The 21811-nt window shown below is 70.8% G+C and carries 22 protein-coding genes and 1 pseudogene; 8 read left to right on the top strand and 15 right to left on the bottom strand.

Annotated features, from left to right (window positions below):
- Positions 1 to 17 precede the first annotated feature (17 nt).
- The 6 genes from AB0J72_RS05760 to AB0J72_RS05735 all read right to left on the bottom strand — a co-directional run bounded on the left by AB0J72_RS05760 (position 18) and on the right by AB0J72_RS05735 (position 7571).
- Positions 18 to 1190 (bottom strand): leucine-rich repeat domain-containing protein, encoded by a 1173-nt coding sequence (locus tag AB0J72_RS05760; protein ID WP_363394790.1) that lies wholly within the window; start codon positions 1188 to 1190, stop codon positions 18 to 20.
- Positions 1191 to 1232: 42 nt separating this feature from the next.
- A complete protein-coding gene (locus tag AB0J72_RS05755) occupies positions 1233 to 1709 on the bottom strand; it encodes a hypothetical protein (protein ID WP_363394788.1) in 477 nt (158 codons plus the stop codon).
- Between the two features lie 200 nt (positions 1710 to 1909).
- On the bottom strand, positions 1910 to 3115 hold the full coding sequence (locus AB0J72_RS05750) for an RNA-guided endonuclease TnpB family protein (protein ID WP_363394786.1): 1206 nt from the start codon (positions 3113 to 3115) through the stop codon (positions 1910 to 1912).
- A gap of 597 nt (positions 3116 to 3712) precedes the next feature.
- Positions 3713 to 4861, bottom strand: a complete 1149-nt coding sequence (locus AB0J72_RS05745) for a zinc-binding dehydrogenase (protein WP_363394784.1) — start codon at positions 4859 to 4861, stop codon at positions 3713 to 3715.
- The gene (locus tag AB0J72_RS05740; protein ID WP_363394782.1) at positions 4858 to 6315 is read right to left on the bottom strand and encodes an NAD(P)/FAD-dependent oxidoreductase; all 1458 of its coding nucleotides are present in this window, start codon (positions 6313 to 6315) and stop codon (positions 4858 to 4860) included. Before AB0J72_RS05740 ends, AB0J72_RS05745 begins: the two co-directional genes overlap by 4 nt.
- Positions 6312 to 7571 carry an MFS transporter gene (locus AB0J72_RS05735; protein ID WP_363394780.1) on the bottom strand — a complete coding sequence of 420 codons (1260 nt, stop codon included), beginning with the start codon at positions 7569 to 7571 and terminating at the stop codon, positions 6312 to 6314. Before AB0J72_RS05735 ends, AB0J72_RS05740 begins: the two co-directional genes overlap by 4 nt.
- Before the next feature lie 164 nt (positions 7572 to 7735).
- On the opposite strand from AB0J72_RS05735, the gene AB0J72_RS05730 reads away from it, so the two are divergent.
- Complete coding sequence (locus AB0J72_RS05730) at positions 7736 to 8947, top strand: helix-turn-helix domain-containing protein (RefSeq protein ID WP_363394778.1); 1212 nt, start codon at positions 7736 to 7738, stop codon at positions 8945 to 8947.
- Positions 8948 to 9231: 284 nt separating this feature from the next.
- Here AB0J72_RS05730 and rnhA read toward each other — a convergent pair.
- A pseudogene (gene rnhA, locus AB0J72_RS05725) lies at positions 9232 to 9666 on the bottom strand (ribonuclease HI); the annotation flags it as partial.
- A 72-nt stretch (positions 9667 to 9738) separates the two neighbouring features.
- Here rnhA and AB0J72_RS05720 point away from each other — a divergent pair.
- Positions 9739 to 10218, top strand: coding sequence for a macro domain-containing protein (locus AB0J72_RS05720; RefSeq protein ID WP_363394776.1), 480 nt, complete (start codon positions 9739 to 9741; stop codon positions 10216 to 10218).
- 40 nt (positions 10219 to 10258) lie between these two features.
- Here AB0J72_RS05720 and AB0J72_RS05715 read toward each other — a convergent pair whose 3' ends face one another.
- Positions 10259 to 11410 carry a transposase gene (locus tag AB0J72_RS05715; protein WP_363394774.1) on the bottom strand — a complete coding sequence of 384 codons (1152 nt, stop codon included), beginning with the start codon at positions 11408 to 11410 and terminating at the stop codon, positions 10259 to 10261.
- Positions 11411 to 11433: 23 nt separating this feature from the next.
- Here AB0J72_RS05715 and tnpA point away from each other — a divergent pair, with 23 nt between their 5' ends.
- Entirely contained in the window at positions 11434 to 11865 is a 432-nt protein-coding gene (gene tnpA, locus AB0J72_RS05710) for an IS200/IS605 family transposase (RefSeq protein ID WP_363394772.1), read from the top strand.
- A 204-nt stretch (positions 11866 to 12069) separates the two neighbouring features.
- On the opposite strand, the gene AB0J72_RS05705 is transcribed toward tnpA, so the two are convergent.
- A complete protein-coding gene (locus AB0J72_RS05705) occupies positions 12070 to 12999 on the bottom strand; it encodes a hypothetical protein (protein ID WP_363394770.1) in 930 nt (309 codons plus the stop codon).
- 65 nt (positions 13000 to 13064) lie between these two features.
- Here AB0J72_RS05705 and AB0J72_RS05700 point away from each other — a divergent pair, with 65 nt between their 5' ends.
- Complete coding sequence (locus tag AB0J72_RS05700) at positions 13065 to 13556, top strand: MarR family transcriptional regulator (protein ID WP_363394768.1); 492 nt, start codon at positions 13065 to 13067, stop codon at positions 13554 to 13556.
- Between the two features lie 8 nt (positions 13557 to 13564).
- Here the strand turns inward: AB0J72_RS05700 and AB0J72_RS05695 are convergent, their stop codons facing one another.
- Entirely contained in the window at positions 13565 to 14386 is an 822-nt protein-coding gene (locus tag AB0J72_RS05695; protein ID WP_363394766.1) for a hypothetical protein, read from the bottom strand.
- A 22-nt stretch (positions 14387 to 14408) separates the two neighbouring features.
- On the opposite strand from AB0J72_RS05695, the gene AB0J72_RS05690 reads away from it, so the two are divergent.
- Positions 14409 to 14921 (top strand): DinB family protein, encoded by a 513-nt coding sequence (locus AB0J72_RS05690; protein WP_363394764.1) that lies wholly within the window; start codon positions 14409 to 14411, stop codon positions 14919 to 14921.
- Positions 14922 to 14976: 55 nt separating this feature from the next.
- Positions 14977 to 15342, top strand: a complete 366-nt coding sequence (locus AB0J72_RS05685) for a VOC family protein (protein WP_363394762.1) — start codon at positions 14977 to 14979, stop codon at positions 15340 to 15342.
- Positions 15343 to 16309: 967 nt separating this feature from the next.
- Here the strand turns inward: AB0J72_RS05685 and AB0J72_RS05680 are convergent.
- A complete protein-coding gene (locus tag AB0J72_RS05680; protein ID WP_363394760.1) occupies positions 16310 to 17020 on the bottom strand; it encodes an SDR family oxidoreductase in 711 nt (236 codons plus the stop codon).
- Between the two features lie 118 nt (positions 17021 to 17138).
- On the opposite strand from AB0J72_RS05680, the gene AB0J72_RS05675 reads away from it, so the two are divergent.
- Positions 17139 to 17951 carry a helix-turn-helix transcriptional regulator gene (locus AB0J72_RS05675; protein WP_363394758.1) on the top strand — a complete coding sequence of 271 codons (813 nt, stop codon included), beginning with the start codon at positions 17139 to 17141 and terminating at the stop codon, positions 17949 to 17951.
- 100 nt (positions 17952 to 18051) lie between these two features.
- Here AB0J72_RS05675 and AB0J72_RS05670 read toward each other — a convergent pair whose 3' ends face one another.
- A complete protein-coding gene (locus AB0J72_RS05670) occupies positions 18052 to 18606 on the bottom strand; it encodes a dihydrofolate reductase family protein (RefSeq protein ID WP_363394756.1) in 555 nt (184 codons plus the stop codon).
- A 125-nt stretch (positions 18607 to 18731) separates the two neighbouring features.
- Here AB0J72_RS05670 and AB0J72_RS05665 point away from each other — a divergent pair, with 125 nt between their 5' ends.
- Positions 18732 to 19319, top strand: a complete 588-nt coding sequence (locus tag AB0J72_RS05665) for a dihydrofolate reductase family protein (protein WP_363394754.1) — start codon at positions 18732 to 18734, stop codon at positions 19317 to 19319.
- On the opposite strand, the gene AB0J72_RS05660 is transcribed toward AB0J72_RS05665, so the two are convergent.
- Genes AB0J72_RS05660 through AB0J72_RS05650 form a run of 3 tightly spaced genes read right to left on the bottom strand, consistent with a single transcriptional unit; the run spans position 19300 to position 21757 of the window.
- Positions 19300 to 20010: an ABC transporter ATP-binding protein gene (locus AB0J72_RS05660; protein ID WP_363394752.1), complete on the bottom strand. Its 711-nt coding sequence runs from the start codon at positions 20008 to 20010 to the stop codon at positions 19300 to 19302. The two genes, AB0J72_RS05665 and AB0J72_RS05660, sit on opposite strands and share 20 nt — an antisense overlap.
- Complete coding sequence (locus AB0J72_RS05655; protein ID WP_363394750.1) at positions 19983 to 20798, bottom strand: ABC transporter permease; 816 nt, start codon at positions 20796 to 20798, stop codon at positions 19983 to 19985. The genes AB0J72_RS05660 and AB0J72_RS05655 overlap by 28 nt, the downstream gene beginning before the upstream one ends.
- The gene (locus tag AB0J72_RS05650; RefSeq protein ID WP_363394748.1) at positions 20795 to 21757 is read right to left on the bottom strand and encodes an aliphatic sulfonate ABC transporter substrate-binding protein; all 963 of its coding nucleotides are present in this window, start codon (positions 21755 to 21757) and stop codon (positions 20795 to 20797) included. The genes AB0J72_RS05655 and AB0J72_RS05650 overlap by 4 nt, the downstream gene beginning before the upstream one ends.
- Between the last annotated feature and the right edge of the window lie 54 nt (positions 21758 to 21811).

Here is a 21811-nt window from a genome sequence, read left to right as displayed (position 1 = left end):
CATTTCAGGCGCGCGCGTCAGTACCGGTTGGGCTTGGCCTCTACCTTCGTGGTCGCCGAAACGCGCGGCTTCCCGGTGAACGAGTTGAACCTGGCGCGGACCAATTGCAGCCGGTCGAGCCCCTGCATCGACTCGGGCAGTTCGGTGAGCAGATTCTCATCGAGGTAGAGCGCGCGCAACGCGTGCAGGTTGCCGATCGAGTCGGGCAATGAGCGCAGCTTGTTGTACGACAGGTCCAAGGTCTCCAGCTCGCAGAGCCGGCCGATCGACTCGGGGACCGTCGCGAGCTCATGGCCGGAGAGGTTCAGCGAGGTCAGTGCGGTGAGATTGCCGATCGACTCGGGCAACTCGGTCAGCCGACCGCTGCTGCGGATGTCGAGCTCTGTCAGCCGGGTCAGCTCGCCGATCCAGCTGGGCAGTTCGCTCACCATGCCGGTGAAGTAGAGACGCTTGAGGGCGGTGCAGCCGCGCAGCTGGGCCGGGAACTCAGTGAAATGGTTGGATCCCAACGACAGCCCGATCAGGTTGACGAGGTCGGCGAACGACGCCGGCAAGGCGGTGAGCTGGTTCGTGTTGAGAAGCAGTCCGGTCAGGGAGGACAGCTTTCCGATCGACTCGGGCAACGCCACGATCTTGTTGTGGTCCAGGAGCAGCGTACGAAGACCGCCGAGATCGCAGATCGTCTCCGGCAGCGCGTGGATCAGGTTGTTCCCGGCGCGAAGTTCGACGAGTGCGGCACACTCGCCGATGGTGTCCGGCAGCCGTGTCAGCTTGTTGCCCTCGACGGTCAGGGTGTGCAAGGAGCGCAGGTCCGCGCACCACTCGGGCAGCGTCGCGAGCTCGTTGCCATCGAGCCGCAGCGTGGTCAGCGCAGCAAGGTCGCGCATCCGGTCGGGCAGCGTCCGCAGTTGGTTTCGACTGGCCGTGAGGTGCTGGAGCGCGACCAGCTCGCCGATCTCGTCAGGCAGCGCGGTGAGCTGGTTGTTGTCGAGGCGTATCTCGGTCAGCGCGGTCAGGTCGCCGATCCAGGCGGGCAGCGCGGTCAGCCGGTTGTCGCTCAGGTCGAGGGTGGTGACCGTGGTGAGATCTCGGATGGCCGGACGAAGCCTCGTGAGCCGGCGGCCGGACAGGTCGAGGTGGGTGCCGCCGTTCGTGCGGACGTCCTTGATGATCTCGTCTGTCGTGGGCATGCGTTGCCAACCGTTTCCGTTGAGGGCGGGGTGTCCGGCACCCTAGTAGCCCTCCGCAACCCCCGTCCGCGACCTACTTGCGGCTCGTGCCGGACGCCAGACCGGCAGGCGGGACAGGCAGCGCCGGTGGGCCTCGGCGGGGGTGGCCGGCCCGTCGGGGGCGAAGGAGACGTGGGCGACGAGCGGCTCGCCGTCCACGTCGGCGAAGACCCGGGTCACGGCGGGGGCGAGCGCCTCGTCGAGGAAGCTGACCGGCAGCCGTCCGGACGGGTCGACCCGGCCGGTGAGCACGCCGGCGACGGCGGTGGCGCCCTCCGCCCGAGCGTGCGCACGTGCTATCGGGCGGTCGAGCGGGCGGTCGAGCAGGCGTTCACGCCGGGCGAGCTGGCCCGCCCGTCGCTGCACCGCCAGCCACACGACGAGCGCGCAGCCCGCTGGTGGCCAGTCGGCGCCCTGACGTTCGTGCCCGGTCTCGTGCGCGCACACCTCGACGGCATCGAACCGGCCCTGCGCGAGCACTGGGGCGCCGCCGGCGGGGACGCCACCGCATCGTCGGCGGCGGAAGCTTGTCGAGCACCTTGCCGTCCGCACAGCGGCCGGCTCGAACACCCCGCCGGGACACCAACGCTCCACATTCAGCCTCCAAATGAGACGCGGTCTAAACAGAACCGTCGCTTGGCTTGGTGGGGTAAGACGAACCCTTGACAGTCCTCCCCGTCCTAAAGGGCGGGGATTTCCTGGGTCGCCCCAGGGGGTTCCTGCTTCACCGACGACTGCCCCGTCCGAGAGGACTCTCGTTGAGGTCTTACACCGCCTCCACAGGCGATCACGGAGAGCCCCTCCGCGAGGATGTTGCGGGCCGCGTTGACGTCGCGGTCGTGGACGGTGCCGCACCGGCAGGTCCACGTCCGCACGTGCAGCGGCATATGTTCAGCGAGCGCACCGCAGGTCGAGCACAGTTTGGACGACGGGAACCAGCGGTCCACGGCGACCAGGGTGCGGCCGTGCCAGTCGGTCTTGTATTCGAGCATGGTGCGGAACTGCCGCCAGGCCGCGTCGCCGATGGCGCGGGCGAGGCGGTGGTTTCGGATCATGTTGCGCACCGTCAGGTCCTCGATCACGATCGTTTGGTTTTCACGAACGAGTCGAGTGCTCAGTTTGTGCAGGTGATCCCTGCGCCGGTCGGTGATCCGGGCGTGGACGCGGGCGACCTTCAGCCGGGCCTTCGCCCGGTTCGCGGACCCCTTCTCCTTCCTGGCAAGGTTGCGTTGGGCGCGGGCGAGCGCGGCTCGGTCCCGGCGTTCATGCTTGGGGTTGGTGACCTTCTCCCCGGTGGACAGGCAGAGCAGGCTGTTGAGCCCTGCGTCGACACCGACCGCGCCCGTGGCCGGGACCGGCTCGACCCGGTCGTCGCAGAGCAGCGACACGAACCAGCGGCCAGCGGTGTCCTGCGACACGGTCACCGTGGACGGCGAAGCTCCTTCGGGCAGCGGCCGGGACCACACGATGTCCAGGGGCTCAGTCATCTTGGCCAGGGTGAGCCGGCCGTCGCGCCAGCGCAACGCGCTGGTCGTGTACTGCGCCGAGCGGCGCGACCGCTTCCTGGACTTGAACGTCGGATACCTGGCACGCTTCGCCCAGAAGTTCGTGAACGCCACCTGCAAGTGGCGCAGCGCCTGCTGCAACGGCACGCAGGAGACCTCGTTGAGGAACGCCAGTTCCCCGGTCTTCTTCCAGCCGGTGAGCATCGCGCTGGTGGCGTGGTAGTTGACCCGTTCCCGGCGCAGCGTCCACGCCTCGGTCCGGGCCTGCAACGCCAGGTTGTAGACCAGTCGGACACACCCGAACGTCCGGGCAAGGTCGGCGGCCTGCCCGGGGGTCGGGTAGAAGCGGTACCTGAACGCCCGCTTCACAGCCCTGGACACGGCCCACACGATAACCGCCTAGAGGGTGAACCTTGCGGTGACACCCGGGCAAACACCTATCCGCCTTGGCGGCGGATCGGCTTTCCCTGCCCTGCTCCGCAGGAGTTCCGTTTCCTCCCCGGCCTGAAGGCCGGAGTATCCACGGAAGGAATCCGGTGACTCAAAATCGCAGGTTGGGCAGGAAACTCGCTCCTCAATTGAACTCTCGGCCCTGGCGAGGGTGAGGTGACCGACGCCGCACCGGGGGCAGGCTACCTCAGCATCAGGGTTCTCCAGGATCTTCAGAACGGCCACGACGGCTGGCGGTCGCGTCACAGTCAGCACCCCCCGGCCGGCAGCGTAGGCTCGGTCCGCGAAGGAGTGCGCGCCATCGGTTTCAGTCTTTGCCACGTCGGCGCTGATAGTACGTGTGGATGGTGCCGACAGCGGCCACGACTTCATCATCATCCGCATCAGCGGGCTGGCCCACACGACGAGGTCGCGCCGTCGATCACCCCGTGCCGTTGGGGCGCCCGGACACCACCGGCATGGACACGGACCGTCGCCGCTGCCGGCGTGGTCGGAACCGTCGTGGCAGCAGCGCGGGCCGTGCCGGGGTCATCGGACTGTGGGGTCGATGAGGATCTTCGCGTGGACCTCTGGGTCGGCCAGGGCGGTGAACGCGCCGTCGACGCCGTCGAGGCCGACGTGGCCGGTGACGATGTGTGACACGGTGAGCCTGCCGTCGGCGAGGGTGTGCAGGGTGTCGCGAAACTCCAGGGGTGTGTAGCCGACGACGAAGCGCAGGTCGAGGTCCTTGTTCACGGCCAGGGCGGGGCGGAACGCGTCGGCGCCCATGCAGACGCCGACGACGATGATGCGGGAGTGCAGCGGCGCGGCGGCGAGGACCGAGTCGATCATGCCGGGCACGCCGACGCATTCGAAGACCACGGGGCGTTTCGGGCGGGTCGCGCCGAGCCTGTCCAGGGCGCGCCACGCCGTCCACCACGGCACGGGCAGGCGGTGGAGGCCTTCCATGGCGTCGATGCCGGCGGCGTACTCCACGGGCATCGCGGTCACGAAGCCGTGGCCGTCGAGCGCGGACCACGGTGAGCCGGTGGCCGGGTCGACGACGATGTCGGCGCCGCAGCGGGTGGCCAGGGCGCGGCGGGCCGGCGAGTAGTCGCTGGCGACGACGGTGGCGACGCCGCGGGACTTCAGGACGGCGATGACCGCGAGGCCGACGGGGCCGCAGCCGAGCACGACCGCCACGTCCTTCTTCGTCACCTTGGCGCGGTTGACGGCGTGCCAGGCGACGGCGAGGGGTTCGGTGAGGGCGGCGACGTCCGGGGCGAGCCCGTTCGGCACCGGGAGGGTGAGCGACTCCTGCACGACGACGTGTTCGGCGTAGCCACCGGGGGCGTCCGCGGACAGGCCGATGCCGTCGACCTGCTGGTCGCGGCGCACCAGCGGCACCGCCACGACCGGCGTTCCGGTGCGGATTCGGCCGGTCGTGGAAGGGCCCCGCTCGACGACGTCGCCGTAGATCTCGTGGCCGAGCACGACCTGTTGCGCCGGCCGCAGGTACCGCGGATAGCCGCACACGGCGAGGACGTCGGCGAGCTCGTCGGCGTGTTTGCGGGCGTGCAGGTCGGAGCCGCAGATGCCGCACCGGCGCACCGCGAGCAGCAGCTGCCCGGGGCCCGGCCGGGGCGTGGGCAGGTCCGCCACCTCGAGCCGGCCGTCAATGAGCGTGACCGCCTTCATCGGGCGTCCTCCAGGGTGTACGCGTCCCGGCGCCACCGGATGGCCTGGCGGCGGAACCGGAAGGTCCAGTCGGGGTAGATGGTGGCGTTACGGCCGTTGGCGTCCTGGTAGAAGGTGCGGCATCCGCCGACCTCCCACACCGTGCCGGCCATCTTGCGGTCGATGTCGCTGTTGTACGAGTCGTGCGCCGCCCTGGTGACCTCGATGCTCCCGGCGCCCGCCTTCGCGAGTGCGGCGACGGCCAGGCGGACGTGCTCGGCCTGCGCCTCGATCATGTACACCATCGAGCTGTGGCCGAGCCCGGAGTTCGGGCCGAGCATCATGAAGAAGTTCGGGAAGCCGGGCACGGACACGCCCAGGTACGCGCGGGGCGACCCGGCCCATCCGTCGCTCATCAGCGCGCCGCCGCGGCCGCGGACCTTGTCGGCGAACGGGATGTCGGTGACGTGGAAGCCGGTGCCGAAGATGATGGCGTCGACGTCGCGCTCGACCCCGTCGGCGTCGACGACGCTGTGCTCGCGGATCTCGCGCAGCGCCCGCGGCACCAGCTCGACGTTGGGCCGTTGCAGCGCCGGGTACCAGTCGTTGGACGGCACGATCCGCTTGCAGCCGAGGGTGTAGTCGGGCGTGACGGCGCGGCGCAGTTCGGGGTCGGCGACCTGCCGCTCCATGTGCTTGCGCGCGACGCCTTCCAGCGCCTTCATCAGCCGGGGGTACTTGGCCATGCCGAGCACCAGCAGTTCCTTGCCGGCGTACACCTTGCCGCGCTCGAACCGCTGCTTGCGCGGGCTCCGGCGGAATGCCGCCCGTTCGGCGTCGGTGATCGGGCGCTTGTCGTGCGGCGTGATCCACGGGGCGCTGCGCTGGAACACGTACAGCGTGCCGGCCTGCTTGGCGACGTGCGGCACGTACTGGATCGCCGACGCCCCAGTGCCGACCGACGCGACCCGCCTGCCGGTCAGGTCGTAGCCGTGGTCCCAGCGCGCCGAGTGCATCGTCGTGCCGCGGAACCGGTCGATGCCCGGCACGTCCGGCAGCTTCGGCTCGGTCAGCGGTCCGACGGCGCTCACCAGTACATGAGCGATCCAATCCCCCTCGTTGGTGGTGACGTGCCAGCGCTGCTCGGACTCGTCCCACCGCGCCGCGAGCACGTCCACGCCGAAGCGGATGTGCGGCAGCAGCCCGAACTGTTCGACGCAGCGCCGCAGGTACGCGCGGATCTCCGGCTGCGGTGAATACGTCGACGACCAGTCGGGGTTGGGTGCGAACGAGAACGAGTAGAGGTGTGACGGCACGTCGCAGGTGCAGCCCGGGTACGTGTTGGACTGCCAGACGCCGCCGGTGTCCGGCTCGCGTTCGAGGATGACGAAGTCCGTCTTGTCCGCCAGCAAGGCTCTGGCGACCGCGATGCCGGAGAAGCCGCCGCCGACGATGAGCACGGTCGTGTGGTTCATGCGGTCGCCAGCATCGCTTCGCGGTCCGCCTGCACGGAGCGCGCCGCCAGCAGCATGCCGGCCGCGGCGACCGCGAACGCCAGGGGCACGGCGATCATCATGGCGGTCTTCAGCCCGTTCGCCTCGGCGGCGGCGGACGCGCCCGGGCCGGCGATCGCGTCGGAGACGATGCCGACGACGATCGGGCCGCCGGCGCCGCCGAGCAGGTAGCCGACGGCGGACATGAGCCCGATCGCGCCGGAGCGCTGCTTCGGGCGGATCACGTCGGCCATGACCGGGACGGCGGCGGCGAGGTAGATGATGCCGAGCAGGTACCCGACGCTGAGCAGCAAAACCAGCAGCCACAACGCGTCCGCTCCGGCGGCCAGCCCGCCGGCGGTGCACACGGCCGCCCCGGCGAGGCAGGCGACGGCGACGTGGACGCGGGCGGCGGCGGACCTGCGGGCGGCGGCGTCCAGCAGCCGGCCGCCGACGAGCAGCCCGGCCAGGCCGGTGACGCCGATGACGATTCCGCCGACCGCGCCTGCCTCGACCAGGTCCAGCCCGTAGTACCGCTGCAGGACCGGGGTGAGGAACGTGCCGATGGCGTACGCGGCGAAGTTGTACCCGGCGAACGCGATGATCAGCCCGTACACGGATCGGACATTCCTGATTTTCTGCATTTCCTGGTTGTTATCCTGCGCTGGCTCTGCGGCGCCCCGCTCCGGTTCCCGCACGCGCAGGACGAGGAACGCCACCAGTACACCCGGAACAGCAGCGATCAGGAACGGCGCGCGCCAGCTGTCGAAGGCGACGGCGAGCCCGCCCGCCGTGAAGAACGCCAGCAGCGTCCCGATCGGGAAGCCGAGCATGAAGACCGCGTTCGCCCGGGAGCGCCGTTCGCTGGGGTACAGGTCGGACAGCAGCGAACCGGTCGCCGGCGAGTAGCTCGACTCCCCCACGCCGACGCCGACCCGGGATGCCAGGAACCCCCAGAAGCTGGTCAGCACGCCACCGGCCGCCGTGAACAGGCTCCACGCGAACAGGCCCCAGCCCGCCACGGTCTTGCGGGGGATCCGGTCCGCGAGCCGCCCGAGCGGAACGCCGGCGATCGCGGCCACGAGCACGAACGCCGACGCGAGGATCCCGACCTGCGTGTCGTCGAGGCGGTACTCCTCCTTGATCGGTTCGAGCACGACCGCCGGCAGCGCCCGGTCGTAGAAGTTCAGCAGGTTGCCGACGAACAGCAGCGTGAGGATGTACGCCCTGTTTGCCATCCTTGTCACCTTTGCCTTGGCGGAAGCAGGAGATGGCGCGGGGAACAAACGCGCCCATGAGGTGCATCACAGTGTGGCGGCGCCCGCACTGCGCAGCTACGGTGTGCGAACCAACGTCCCGCGCACGACTTTGTTCCTGGCTACAAAGTCCCTATGGTGATGCGATGACGAGCGCGATCCCGCCGTCGTGGCCGTCCCGCCGTGGCATGCCGGACCTCGCCACCCTCGACGAGCCGACCCGCCGCACGATCGCCGCCGCCGTCGAGCTGCTGCGCGCCAGGCAGGACGCCTTCGGCCACCGCTTCCTCAAACTCGCCCGAGCGCACCTGCCGGGCTACGACGTCCTCACCGACGAGGAGATCCGCGCCACCGCCCAGCAGTTCATGGACACCCTGGTCTCGGAGCTGTCGTTCCTGCGCGTCCCCGACGGCGCGCTGCGCGAACTGCTCAACAAGTTCGCCGTCGAACGCGGCGCGCGCGGCATCCCCCCGGAGGTCCTCGCCGCCGGGTACCAGATGGGCTCCCGCGAGATGCTCACCCTCCTCGACGAGGTCGGCCTCGAGGTGGGCCTGCCGATGGACCTGCTCCTCGCCGTGCACGACAGCACCTGGGAGTTCTCCAACGAGGCATCGTCCGTCTTCGCCCGCGTCCAGCACGACCTGGCCCTGGAGCGCGCGCACTTCGACGCCGAACGCCGCTCCACCTTCGCCGCCGGCGTCCTCAGCGGCACGTTCCCCGCCGAGCAGATCAACCGCGACGCCCACCTCTTCACCCTCGACCCGCGCGCCCGCTACGTGCCGCTCGCCGCCCCCACCCTCGACCCCGCCGCCATCCGCCGCGCCGTCGCCTCGGCCCTGCGCATGCCCGCGGACCGGCTGCTGTTCGCCGAGATCGGCACGTGCCTGGGCTTCATCGCGCCCGGCCCGCCCGAGCACCTCACCGGCCACCTCGTGGCCGCGGGCCCGTCCGCGCCGCTCGACCAGCTCCACGACGGCTTCCAGGAGGCGATCCTGGCGCTGACCACCGCCGAGCAGTTCCACCTCTCGGGGCTCGTCCGCCTCGCCGACCTCGGCCCGCGCCCGCTCGTCCTGTCCGACACCCGCATCGCCGCCGGCCTTACCGCCCGGCACATGCGGGCCCTCGACACCCCGGCCCGCGCCACCACCGACATCGAGGACACCACCCGCGTCTACCTCGAGTGCGACCAGCAGGTCCGCGAGGTCGCCCGCCGCCTCGCCGTCCACCAGAACACCGTCCGCTACCGCGTCCACCGCTTCCAGGAGCTGACCGGCCTCGACCTGCACCGCACCGAGGACCTCGTCACCGCCTGGTGGCTGCTCAACCGCCGCCGCCCGCGCCCGGCCTCCTCCGCGTGAACTCAGGCGTGGGCCTGGCAGCGGCCGCCGCCGGTCGCCACGCCGCAGGGTGTGCCGCGTTTGGTGGGTGCGCCGCAGAGGACTGCCGGGTCGTGGACGTGGCACAGGCCGGAGGGGCGGGCGGCGATCGGGCACGGCTTGCCCGACTTCGTCCGCGCCCGGCAGAGGACGCCGTCGGTCCTGGCGGGCGCGGTGCCGCTCCTGGCGGGGGCAGCGGCGGCGCGGGCGGGACGGGACACGGGCGCCGGAGTGGCCGCCGGCACCGGCATGCCGGCCGCCTCCAGGGCCTCCCGCTGCCCGCGGGCCGCGAGCCGGTCGGCGCGCTCGTTCTCCACGTGGCCGGCGTGGCCCTTGACCCAGTGCCAGGCGACCTCGTGCCGGGCGACGGCGTCGTCGAGCTGCCGCCACAGGTCCTCGTTCTTCACCGGCTCGCCGGCGGCGGTCCGCCAGCCGTTGCGCTTCCACTTCGCGACCCACGACATGATGCCGTTGCGGACATACGTGCTGTCGGTGTGCAGGTCGACGGCCGACGCGCGGGTCAGTGCCGTCAGCGCCCGGATCGGCGCCGTCAGCTCCATCCGGTTGTTCGTCGTCGGCGTGGCCTCGCCACCGCACAGCTCCTTCTCCACCGAGCCGTACCGCAGCAGCGCACCCCAGCCACCGGGGCCCGGATTGCCGCTGCAGGCCCCGTCGGTCCAGATCTCCACCCGCTCAGCCACCCAGAGAACCTACGTCACGAACCCGGCCCGATTTTGTCGTACCCCGCTGGCATGCTCTCTGCCATGACACCAATGCGGATCATCAAAGGCGACGCGACCAGCCCCCAGGCGAGCGGCCCGAAGATCATCGCCCACGTCTGCAACGACCAGGGGCACTGGGGCGCGGGATTCGTCCTCGCCGTGTCCCGCCGCTGGCCCGAGCCCGAGCGCGACTACCGCCGCTGGCATCGCGAACGCGCCGGCAACGACTTCGCCCTCGGCGCCGTCCGGGTGCTGGAGGTGCAGCCGTCCGTGTTCGTGGCCAACATGATCGGGCAGCACGGGATCAAGACAGGCAGCTCCGGGCCGCCGGTCCGCTATGAGGCGATCGGGCGGGCGCTGACGACGGTCGGCGACCGCGCGCTGGACCTCGGCGCGTCCGTCCACATGCCGAGGATCGGCTGCGGCCTGGCCGGTGGCCGGTGGGACAAGGTCGAGCCGCTGGTCGTCTCGGCGCTGTGTGAGCGCGATGTCCCTGTGACGGTCTATGACTTGTCAACTGCCCGCCCATGAATGGGCGGGCTTGCGGGTCACTTCCTCGCTGGCTGCGAGGTCAGGGCGCGTGCGGGCGATTGACTGCGCCCCAGTCCACGACACCGCGCGCAGCGATGTTGCGAGCTGCATTGTGATCAGCGTGGGCAACGACCCCGCACGATCGACAGTTGAACGTTTCCTGGTCGGGCCGGTTCCGCTTGTCCCGATACCCGCAACCTGCACAGGTCTGGGAGGTGTGCCGGGGGTCGACCTCGACCAGCGGTACACCCGCCCGGCGCGCCTTGTAGACAAGGTGTGTGCCGAGCTGCTGGAACGCCCATGCGTGCAGCGTGACCCGTTGGGGCTTGCGCAGCCGGACCCGGTCGCGGACACCCGTCAGCTTCTCGACGGCGATCCCGCGACCGGTGCGTGCAGCCTCGATCACGATGCTCTTGGCGATGCGATGGTTGACGTTCGCGGCGTGCCGCGCTTCCTTCTTGCGGCGGCGGGCCAGCAGTCGCTTCGCGGACTTGGTGCCTTTCGCCTGCAACCGCTGACGCAGCCGCTGCTGACGCCGTCGGTAGCCGTTCAACGCCGTCCCGGAATAGCGCACGCCGTCGCAGTCGTAGGCGATGTTCGCGATACCCATGTCGACGCCGAGGAACCCGTCCGGGTCATACATCTCGGGCTCGTGCACCTCGACCGTGGCATACAGGAACCACATGCCGTCGCGATGCATCAAGTCGGACTCGCCGACCGGATGGGTGGCGACGGCCTTCAACTGGTCGGCGGATCCGGCGAACGCCACCGCCTTGAGTCGCCCGTCCACGGTCCAGATGGAGACGGTGCGGGCGTCATGCCGCCACGACAGCATCCGCGCGTCGTACGGTTGCGCCGCGTCCCAGCGGAAGCTGATCGGGTTCGTCTCGACCTTGCGGCGGCGCTTCGAGCCGGGCTTGCCGTAGTTGCCGGCCTTGAGGTTGGCCGCGAGCGTGCGGTACGAGTCGGCGACCTTCTTGATGACGTGCTGGGCCGCCTGCGCACCGAGCCGGTAGTCGTCCTTGACACCGTGGTAGGCGTGCCGCCGCAGGTCGTAGTTGCGGTAGCAGCCGATGCCGCGGGCCACTGCCGCAACGTCGGATGCGGCAGCGTTGCAGGCGCGCAGGGTCGCTTCCAGCGCCGACGCCTGCTCCGGCGTCGGCAGGAGCTTCACCTGCACGACCAGCTTCACACAGCCACCGTAGCAACCGGTCTATGGCACCACGATGGACTCCCGATCCGGATGTTCGCAGGGGTCGCAGCGTTGTCCATCACCTGCATGCGCACTTGGTCTTCACCACCAGGTATCGACGTGGCGCACTCACCGACCCGATCCTCACCCGGTGCCAGCAGATCATGGCCGAGGTGTGCCGGGACTTCGGCGCCGAACTCCGCGAGTTCAACGGCGAGGACGACCACGTCCACCTGCTCGTCAACTACCCGCCGAGCGTCGCCCTGTCGCGGCTGGTCAACAGTCTCAAGGGCGTCTCGGCCCGCTACCTGCGCCGCGAGTTCGCCGGACACCTGCGCAAGTACCTTTGGGGCGAGCACCTGTGGTCGCCGTCATACTTCGCCGCGTCCTGCGGCGGCGCGCCCCTCGCTGTGGTCAAGGAGTACATCGACAACCAGAAGCGTCCCGGTCCGTAACGGCGTTCCTCCCGACCGTGAACGGCCAGGGTTCCCGCCTTACCTGCCGCTGATGGCATTGGCGGCTGATGTACTGACCAGCTCAGCCCTACTGACAGATGCCGGCGCCACGTTGCGTTCGTCCGCCCCGGACGGCGGCGACCGCTACTGGTCGCTGCCGGCAGCCAACTTTCGCACCCGGGCATTGGCGCGACAACGTGTCCGTCATTGCCGCGGCGTGGTCGCCAGCGGCGCGGTCATGAACGGGACGATGACCGCCGGCACGGCCTGTCCCTGGCCGGTGGCGGCGGGTGCGGGCTGGGTCGGCCGCGGCGTCATCGGGGCCGGCGCGGATGGTGTTGCCGACGAAGGAGGTGGAGCGAATGGGTCGGTGCCGGCGAGGAAGGCGGTCGCCTGAGCGGCGAGGGCCGGCGCGCCGATGGCCGTTGCCCAGCGGGCGATCTCGGTGGCCAGGGTGACGGCACCGGCCTCGTTGCCGGTGTCTCGGGTCGCGACGGCGAGGAGGAGTTGCTGGGACAGCGTGCCGGGGACGTTGCCGGCGGCGGCGCCCAGTTCCGTGGCGAGGCGCCAGCGGGTGAGGGCGGTCTCGGTGTCGCCGTTGTCGTGGTCGTGGCCGCCGAGGTGGCGCAGCGCCTCGCGGGCGAGGAGCGGGTCGGCGGCTCCTGCCTCCAGCGCGACGCGGTAGTGGGCGGGTGCGGTGTCCGGCTTGTTGAGGAGGTTGTCGCAGATGAGGCCCTGGTACATCTCGGCCCAGCCGTTGCGGACCGCGTCCGGCGCGGTGGTGGCCAGCGTGGCGGCGCGGTGGAGGAGCGCCGTGGCCGCTTCGCGCTCGGCCTGGTCGGTCATCAGCACGGTCCGGTACTCGGTCCGCAGGCCGGCGAACGCGAGGTCCCACCGTCCCTCGTCATCGAGTGAAGAGGCGTATCGGGTGGCGATGGCGAGCCGGTGGGGGGCGGCGGTCGTACCGGCGAACCAATCCGACTCGACGGCCACCTGCGCCGAGGTGAGGGCCAGCACCGGGTCTCCGGGCGGCGCCGCGTCGAGCAGGGCCGCCGCGTCCTGCCACCGGCCGGCGTGGGCGAGGGCGCGGGCGGCCGACGCGAGGACCTGCCGGGGAACTGCGATCTCGGTCATGACGGCGACAGTAGTAATCGAAAAAACTATCCTCAAGAAAACTACTTCGGGCGGCGGGAGCGGCGATGGAGGACGATGTCCAGGAGCACATCGAGGCGTGGGAGCGGGAGCTGCCGTGGCTCGATCCGGTCAAAGAGGCGATCTTCGTGCGGCTCTCGATCCTGGCCCGGCACACGCAGCAGTTGCGCCGGGACACCCTCGCCGCGGACGGGCTGCCGCACTGGCAGTTCAAGATTCTGATGAAGCTGCGGAGGCTGGGTCCGCCGTACGCGACAAGCCCGTCCCAGCTCGCCGACGTGCTCGGGCTGACCCGCGGTGCGCTGTCCGCGCGGCTCGCGCCGATGGAGGAGGCGGGGCTGATCGACCGCACGAGCGACACGGCGGATCGGCGGCGGGTGCACGTACGGCTGACCGAGGCCGGCAGCGCCGCGTTCGAGCAGCAGGCCGGGCGCGAGGACCACGGCGAGTCGATCCTGCTGGAGGCGCTCACCGCCGACGAGCGGCAGACCCTCGCCGAGCTCCTCCGCCGCCTCGTCCTCGCCGCCGAAACCCGCTAGTCACAGCACTAGGCGCGCATCGTCGCGAGGAGTTTCCGGGCCGTCTCGTCGTGGCACATCGTGGAGCTGCGGAGCGTCCGCGCGAGGTCGCCGAACGACCACACCGACTCGGCGATCCGTTGCAGCGCCGCCGGGTCGTCGCCGTGCAACCACCAGGCGGACCCGCCGGCGTCGCCGGTGATCTGGATGAGGCCGTCGGGCATGCCCCAGTACCTCGTCGCGCCGGCCGACGTCGGCTCGCCGTGACGGCGGGTCAACTCCTGCCCGACCGCGTCCGGCACGGGCAGGTCGCGGGCGCGCAGCCACAGTTCGTTGCCGAACGGCAGGACCGGCCGGCGCTCCTCGGACGCGTCGTGGTCGGCGTCCGGCCCCCAGAAGGACGCCGGGCTGCCGGAGTCGTTGTGGAACGACACGAACCAGTCGAACAACCAGCCGCTGAACGGCTCCTCCTCGACGCTCCAGCCCTCGCCGCGCGTGTGGTGGTGCAGCACCGGATCGTCGCCCGCCGGCTGGAAGTACACGTGATGCATCCGCATGACGTCGGCCTCGAAGCACACCTTCTCCTCGCCCATCCCGGCGAGGACCTCGTCGAGTGTCCACAGCGTCGCGTCGCCGCTGAACTCGCGCCACAGGTTGGTGAAGGGCAGCGTCCAGGTGCCGCCGTCGGACAGTTCGAGGGAGACGTCGGTGGTGTAGAACTCGCGGACGGCCGCCGGCAGCGCCAGCCCCGTCCGCCGGCTCCATGCGTCGACCGCGGCCACGGCGGCGGCGTCGGGAGCCGCCGTCGCGCACATCAGGTCGAGCGAGTCCTGAAGCCGCGAAAGTGTCATACCCAGATCCTATGGTTGACGCATGAGCCCTGCGCCACCGCTCGCTCCCGACGAGCTCGTCAGCGCCGCCGGCGAGCGAGATGTACTGGAAACGTTCCTCGACCTGTATCGCGACATCGTCGTCCGCAAGGTCTCGGGCCTGTCCACAGTGGACGCTTCACGGCGGCTCGTGCCGTCCCGGACCACGTTAGCGGGACTGGTGCTGCACCTCACCGACGTGGAGCGCGAGTGGTTCCACGGCGTGCTCGGCGGGCGGCCCGTGCCCGGCGGGGACCGCGCGTCGCCGAGCGACAACTGGGACGTGCCCGGCGACGCGAGCATCGAGTCGCTCGTCGCCGACTACCGGGCGGCGTGCGCCACGTCGCGGGAGATCTGCGCCGGTTTCGCGCTCGACGACACGGTGCCGTCACCGCGCCTGGGCCGGGTTTCGCTGCGCTGGCTGTATGTCCATCTCATCGAGGAGACCGCGCGGCACGCGGGCCACGCCGACATCCTCCGAGAGCAGACCGACGGCGCCACGGGCTTCGACGGATGACCCCGCATCACCGAGCCGGCTCGCGCACTGCGGGCCGATTGAGAGGATGGTGGACATGACGGTCGACCTGTTCGCGGGCATCGCGGTGCGCGACCTGCCGGCAGCACGGCGGTTCTACGAGCAACTGCTCGGCGAGCCGCCCGAGTTCGAGCCGAACGACACGGAGGCCGTGTGGGCGCTGGCCGAGCACCGGTACCTGTACATCGAGCTCCTTCCGGAGCGCGCAGGCCACGCGATGCACACAGTGTTCGTCGACAACTTCGACGAGCGCCTGGCCCGAGCCGCCGAGCGCGGTCTCACCCCGACGAGAACGGAGACGTACGACAACGGCGTAAGGAAAGCCATCTACGCCGACCCCGACGGCAACGAGGTCAGCTTCGGCGGCGGCCCCGCAGGAGACCCTGACCCCGAGGAGTCCTGATTCGCAGCAGGCTCGAGCGGCGGGAAGTCTGAACACGCGGGTCGCTTGGCAATTGGCGTCCACTCGTCAGGCACCCATGCGACGGGCACCCATGCGACGGACCAGGAAGTCGCCGGCAGCGCGGAAGCGATCGGCGGCCAGCCACGGGCGCGGGCTCCGGCGCGAGGTCGGCACAGGGCCTCGGAGACAGGCTGCGGGTGCGGGCTCTGCCGAGAGTTTGCCGCGAAGGCGTGGCGGGCACGAGGCCTCGCATAAGTGCAGGACTTTGGATCGGGGTTGCGGTCGCTCTGCTCGCCGGGATCATCGGGGTCCCGCTGGCGCTCGGAATGTTCCGCAATCGGGACCGCTGACTCGGGCGGGTGGCGTGACCTCCTGGATGCGTCACGCCACCACCGCCGCGACGCGGCGACCGACCTTCACGCGCAAGCGACCGAGGCCGTCACCCGCCCGTCGCCGGAGCCGCCCCGCGCAAACGACCGGAGCCGACCACCGCACGCACTCGATCGAGACCATCACACGCGCGCAGCTGAAGCGAGCTCCGGCGCGAGGAGCTGAAGCCGCCCCGCGCACAGGACCGAAGCCAACCGCCGCACGCACCCGATCGACACCATGACACACGTGTAGCCGATGCGAACCCCCAGCGCGAGGAGCTGAAGCTGGCCCGCGCGTAGCCGAAGCCGTCGCCGCGAGGAGCTGATGCTGGGTCCGCGCACACGACCGGAGCCGGCCGCCCCACACACGCGGTCGAGACCATGACACACGTGCAGCCGAAGCGAACCCCGCCGCGAGGAGCTGAAGCCGGCCCGCGCGTAGCCGAAGCCGCCGCCGGTGCGCGGGGCCGACGCTGCCCCCGCGCATGCGGGTGAAGCTGCCGCGCGGCAGCGCTGGCAGTGCGAGCGGGAGCGAGCATTGGGGGTGCGGGGTGAGAATCCCCCGCCCCGCGGGCTTGCCCGCGGAGCAAGCACAGTCAGACGAGGCGGTGGCCGCCGTCTGCGTGGAGGACGGTGCCGGTGATGAAGGGGTTGTCGAGGAGGGACAGGAAGGCCTGGGCGATGTCGTCGGGGGTGCCTACGCGGCCGGTGGGGAGTTTGGCGGCCATGGCGGACAGGCGGTCGTGTTTCGCTGGGCCGGCGAGGGTGTCCCAGATGGGGGTGTCGACCCAGCCGGGTGAGACGACGTTGACGCGGATGGGGGCGAGCTCCAGGGCGAGTGAGCGGGCCAGGGATTCCAGGGCGCCGTTGGCGGTGGCGATCATCGAGGCGCCGGGGCCTGGGCGGTACGCGGCGATGCCCGACGTGAAGGTGAGCGAGCCGCCGGGGCGCAGGGCGGGGGCGAGGTGTTTGGCGACCAGCCAGGGGCCGAGGACCTTCGTGGCGAGGACCGCGGTGGCCGCGGTGAGGGTGAAGGAGGGTAGCGGCGCGTAGGCGCCCACCGCGTCGGCGGCCGTCACGACCACGTGGTCGAGCGTGTCGTCTGCGAGGGCGGCGACCTGCGATTCGACGCTGACGTCGGCCTGGACGCAGGTGACGGGGGATGCGAGGTGGGCGGCCGCGGCGGCGAGGCGGTCGGGGGAACGGCCCGCGATCGTCACGCGGCGGCCGGTGGACAGGAGTCGGGCGGCGAGGGCGAGGCCCATGCCGGAGCTGCCGCCGATCACCAGTACGTGCTGCTGTGTCATGACCAGCAGCCTGCCGCCGTTCGTACAAGGGCGGGAGGACCAGGTCAGGCCAGGTCCCAGCGGGAGGGGTCCTCGCAGGGCCCCTCCCGGGGAAGCAGAAGACCGGCAGAATCAGACCGTGAGTCTCGGGGAGTTTCTGCGCAACCGGCGCGGCAGGGTCAGTCCGGCCGAGGCGGGGCTGCCCGCCGGGACCGGGCGGCGGCAGACGCCGGGGTTGCGGCGGGAGGAGCTGGCGGCGCTCGCGGGGGTGAGCGTCGACTACTACACGCGGCTGGAGCGGGGGCGGGACACCAACCCGGGCCGGTCGGTGCTCGACGCGCTCGCGAGTGTGCTGCGGCTCGACGACGACGAGCGGGCGCACCTGCACCGCCTGGCCGGTCCGGCGGACGACGTCAAGGAGTCGGGGAAGGAGGTCAGGCCGGCGCTGCTGGAGTTGCTGGAGACGGTGCGGCCGACTCCGGCGTACGTGCTGACGCAGACCAGCGATCTGCTCGCCGCCAACGAGGAGGGCGGTTCGCTGCTCCCAGGTCTGACGGTGCCGGGGAACCTGGTGACGTACGTGTTCACGCACCCGGCGGCCCGGGAGGTGTTCGTGTCGTGGCGGCGGATGGCGGAGGACTGCGTGGCGCACCTGCGCACGGTCGCCGACGGGCCGGAGCGTGCCGGGCTGGTCGCCGACCTGCAGCACCGCAGCGACGAGTTCGCGGACCTGTGGGCGACCTATGACGTGCGGGTGAAGAGCGGCTCGCGGCGGGCGTTTCAGCATGTACGGGCGGGGCGCCTGGAGCTGACGTCGGAGATCCTGACGGCCGTGGACGGGCAGCGGTTCGTCATGTTCCGGGCCGACCCGGGCGGCCCCGACCACGCCGCGCTCGAGCTGCTGACGCCACCCGGCGGCGCCGCGCAAAGCGCCACCGGGCAGCACGACTGAAGCCGGGCACAACTGAAGCCGGGCACAACTGAAGCCGGGCACGACTGAAGCCGCTCAAGAAAGAGCGAACAAGGAGCCACCCCGAAGACCGGAGAAGGGGCTACGACGCGTACCGCAGCAGGACGACGCCGTTGGTGAACGGGCGGGACTCGGTCAGGCGCAGTCGCAGCGAGGTGCCGGGGTGGAACAGCGGGTTGCCGGCGCCGATCACGGCCGGGTGCACGTAGATGCGGTACTCGTCGACGAGGCCGTGCCGCTGGAACGTGGTCAGCAGGTCAGGTCCGCCGACGAAGAGGTCGCCGGACGCGGCCGACCTGAGCGCCTCGACCTCGGCTGGCACGACCTCCCGCACGATCGTGGTGTTCCACGACGCCGACTGCAGGGTGCGGGAGTAGACGACCTTCGGCACGTCGCGCCAGATGCGGGCGTAGTCGGCGACGAACTTCGGCGCGTCGGGGTCCTCGTCGGCCGTCGGCCAGAAGCCGGCCATCAGCGAGTACGTGCGCCGGCCGTTGAGCATGCCACCGGCGGCGCCGATCTCCTCGTTGAAGTGGATGTGCAGCTCGTCGGAGATGTCCTGCCAGGCAAGACTGTGCTCGGTCGTCTCGAAGTAGCCGTCCAGTGACATCGACATCATGAAGATGATCTTGTTCACGAGGGTTCGTCCTTCCGGATGCAGGGACACTCCAATACTGACGACGGCGACACTCCCAACTCATCGGGTACACCAGAAAGAAATCGGTACACCCGAAGAACACGAAACCGGAAGGACGGCAGAACATGGCTTTGGTCGAGGCGAACATCTCGATGTCGGTGGACGGCTACGTCACCGGGCCGGACCTGGACCGGCACCCCGGGCTCGGCGCGGGCGGCGACGCACTGCACGCGTGGGTCTGGACCGCCGACGGCAAGCGCCTGCTCAAGGAGACGTTCGGCGCGGCAGGTGCGGTGGTGACGAGCCGGCAGGTGTACGACGCGACCAACGGCTGGGCGAGCGAGAACGGCTACTTCGGCATGCCGGTCTTCGTCGTCACCCACCGCCCGCAGGAGCCGGTGACCAGGGGCGAGACGGCGTTCACGTTCGTCGAGGGGGTCGAGGCGGCGATCCGCGCGGCGGCCACCGTCGCCCAGGAGCGGATGGTGCACATCATGGGCGGCGCGAGCATCATCCAGCAGGCGCTGCGAGCCGGCCTGGTCGACCGGCTCGCCCTGCACGTGGCCCCGGTGCTGCTCGGCGGCGGCACGCCGCTGTTCGAGACCGGAGCCGACAAGAGCCCGGTGACGCTCATCCCGCTGGAGCAGCACCACACCGCCGAGGCCACCCACCTGACCTACCGCGTGGAGAAGCTCAACCAACCGGAACGTTGAGCAGCCCCAGCAGCGACCGGCGGGAAGCGCCGAACCCCGGCATGTCCACCGCCCGCGGGCGCGGCAGCGGCACCAGCCGGTCCTCGGCGATCCGGCCGCCGTCCAGGACCAGGACCCGGTCGGCGAGCAGCAGCGCCTCGTCCACGTCGTGCGTCACGAACAGCGCGGCGAAGCCGTGCGTCGCCCGCAGGCGGCCGAAGAGGGTCTGCATCCGCAGGCGGGTGAGGGCGTCGAGCGCACCGAACGCCTCGTCGAGCAGGAGGAGGTCGGGTTCCCGTACGAGCGCCCGGGCGAACGCCACCCGCTGCGCCTGCCCGCCGGACAGCTCCGCGGGCCAGGCGTCGCGACGATCGGCGAGGCCGACCTCCTCGAGGGCGGCGTCGACCCGCTCCCTGAGGGCGGGGCCGCGCACGCCGAGGGCGACGTTTGCCGCGACCCGCTTCCACGGCAGCAGCCGGTGCTCCTGGAACACGACGGCGGTGGCGTCGGTGGTGGACACGTCGCCGGTCGCCTCGCCGTCCAGGCCCGCGAGGATGCGCAGCAGCGTGCTCTTGCCGGAGCCGCTGCCACCCAGCAGCGCGACGACCTCGCCGGCGGCGATGCTGATGTCGACCCCGTCGAGGACGACGGTGTCGCCGAAGGCCCGCCGGACCCCGGTCGCGGTCACCGGGCCCGCAGTCCGTGCCGCCATGCCAGCAACCTCCTCTCACCGAGGCGCAGCAGCAGGTCGGAGACCAGGCCGAGCAGCGCGTACGTGACGAGGCCCAGCACGACGACGTCGGTCTGGCTGAACTCGCGGGCCTCCATCATCATGAACCCGAGCCCGCCCTGCCCGTTGACCTGCTCGCCGACGACGAGGCTGAGCCAGCCGGCGGCGAAGGCGAGCCGCACCCCGAGGAACAGCGACGGCAGCGCGCCGGGCACCACGACGTGCCAGACGCGCTCGAGGCCGGAGAGTCCGCAGGTGCGAGCGGCCTCCACGAGGCGTTCGTCGATGTTGCGGATGCCGGAGTACGTGTTGAGGTAGATGGGGAAGAACGCGCCGAGCGCCACGAGCGTCACCTTCAGGGACTCGCCGATGCCGACCCAGATGATGAGCAGCGGCACCAGGCCCAGGTGCGGCAGCATGCGGGCCATCTGCACGGTCGGGTCGACGAGGTCGTCGCCGAGCCGGACGAGCCCGGCGAGCGTGCCCAGCGCCAGGCCGAGCAGGCCGCCGATGAGCAGCCCGAGGACGGCCCGCTGGACGGAGTCGAGCAGGTAGTCGCCGAGGGTGCCTTCGAGCGCGAGCCGCCAGCCGGTCTCCAGCACCGCGCTCGGGGCGGGCAGCTTGTCGGGATCGAGCAGCCCGCCGCGGACCCCGCCCTCCCACCCGGCGAGCAGGACCAGCGGCGTCACCGCCCGCAGCCAGCGCCGGGCCGCGGGGCGCCGCCGCGGCGGGACCCGCAGCGACGGCGGGCGGGTCAGGAGCGTCGTCAACGCAGGATGTCCGAGAACTGCTCGTCGACGCGGCCCTTGATGTCGACCTTGCCGGGGATGAGTTGCAGCTCGGTGAACCCGTCGGCGATCTCCTGCAGCTCGGTGCCGATGGACGCGTCGATCGCGGCGAGCGGCTGGGCGCTGCGGTCCAGGGCGCGGCGGGCGACGTCCTCGGGGATGTTCAGCTCGGGTGCGAGGATCTTGACCCGCTCGTCGGGGTTGCCGATGCCCCAGTCGGTGACCTCGCGGTAGGTCTTGAGGAACTCGCGGATCTTCCCGGGCTTCGACTTCAGCGCCTGCGGCGACACGAGGATGTACTCGCGGTTGTTGGCCAGGCCGGTCGCGTCGGCGAGCACCTTCACGCCCGGCGTTTCGGCGAGGGAGAAGTACGGGTCCCAGATAATCCACGCGTCGACCTGGTCGTTGTCGAACGCGGGCCGGGCGTCGGCGGGCTTGAGGTAGTGCACGTCGATGTCCTTGATGGTCATGCCGTTCGCTTCGAGGAGGCGCACGAGCAGCCAGTTGACGTTGGACCCCTTGTTGAGCGCGACCTTCTTGCCCTTGAGGTCCTTGAAGGAGGTGTACCCCTTGGCCGCCTTGACGAGGACGGCTTCGCCCTTCGGCACCGGCTTCGAGGTACCGATGATCCTGAAGTCGATCTTGCCGGCCGCCGCGAAGATCGGCGGCGCCTCACCCACCTGGCCGATGTCGATCGCGCCGGCCTTGATGCCCTCGGTGAGCGCCGGCCCGCTCTCGAACAGCGACCAGGTCGTCCCGGCGGCCTCCGCCTTGCGCGCCTTCACCAGGCTGAGCCCGCCGAAGCGCTGGTACCCGACGCGCAACGGCTCCTCCGCCGCACCCGGCTGCGCGGCGGCCGGCTCCTTGTCCGCGGCACACCCCGCCAGGGTGGTGCCGAGCAGGACCATGACACCGGCCAGAACGACCGAGAGCCGACGCATCGATGACACTCCTCATTGACAGCCGTGTACAGCAACGTTCGAGCGGCACTATAC

Origin of the sequence: Dactylosporangium sp. NPDC049742 (assembly GCF_040674675.1) — a bacterium.
In the GTDB taxonomy this organism is placed as follows: domain Bacteria; phylum Actinomycetota; class Actinomycetes; order Mycobacteriales; family Micromonosporaceae; genus Dactylosporangium; species Dactylosporangium maewongense.
Note: the sequence above shows the minus strand (reverse complement) of the source record. Positions and strands in the feature narration are given on the sequence as shown.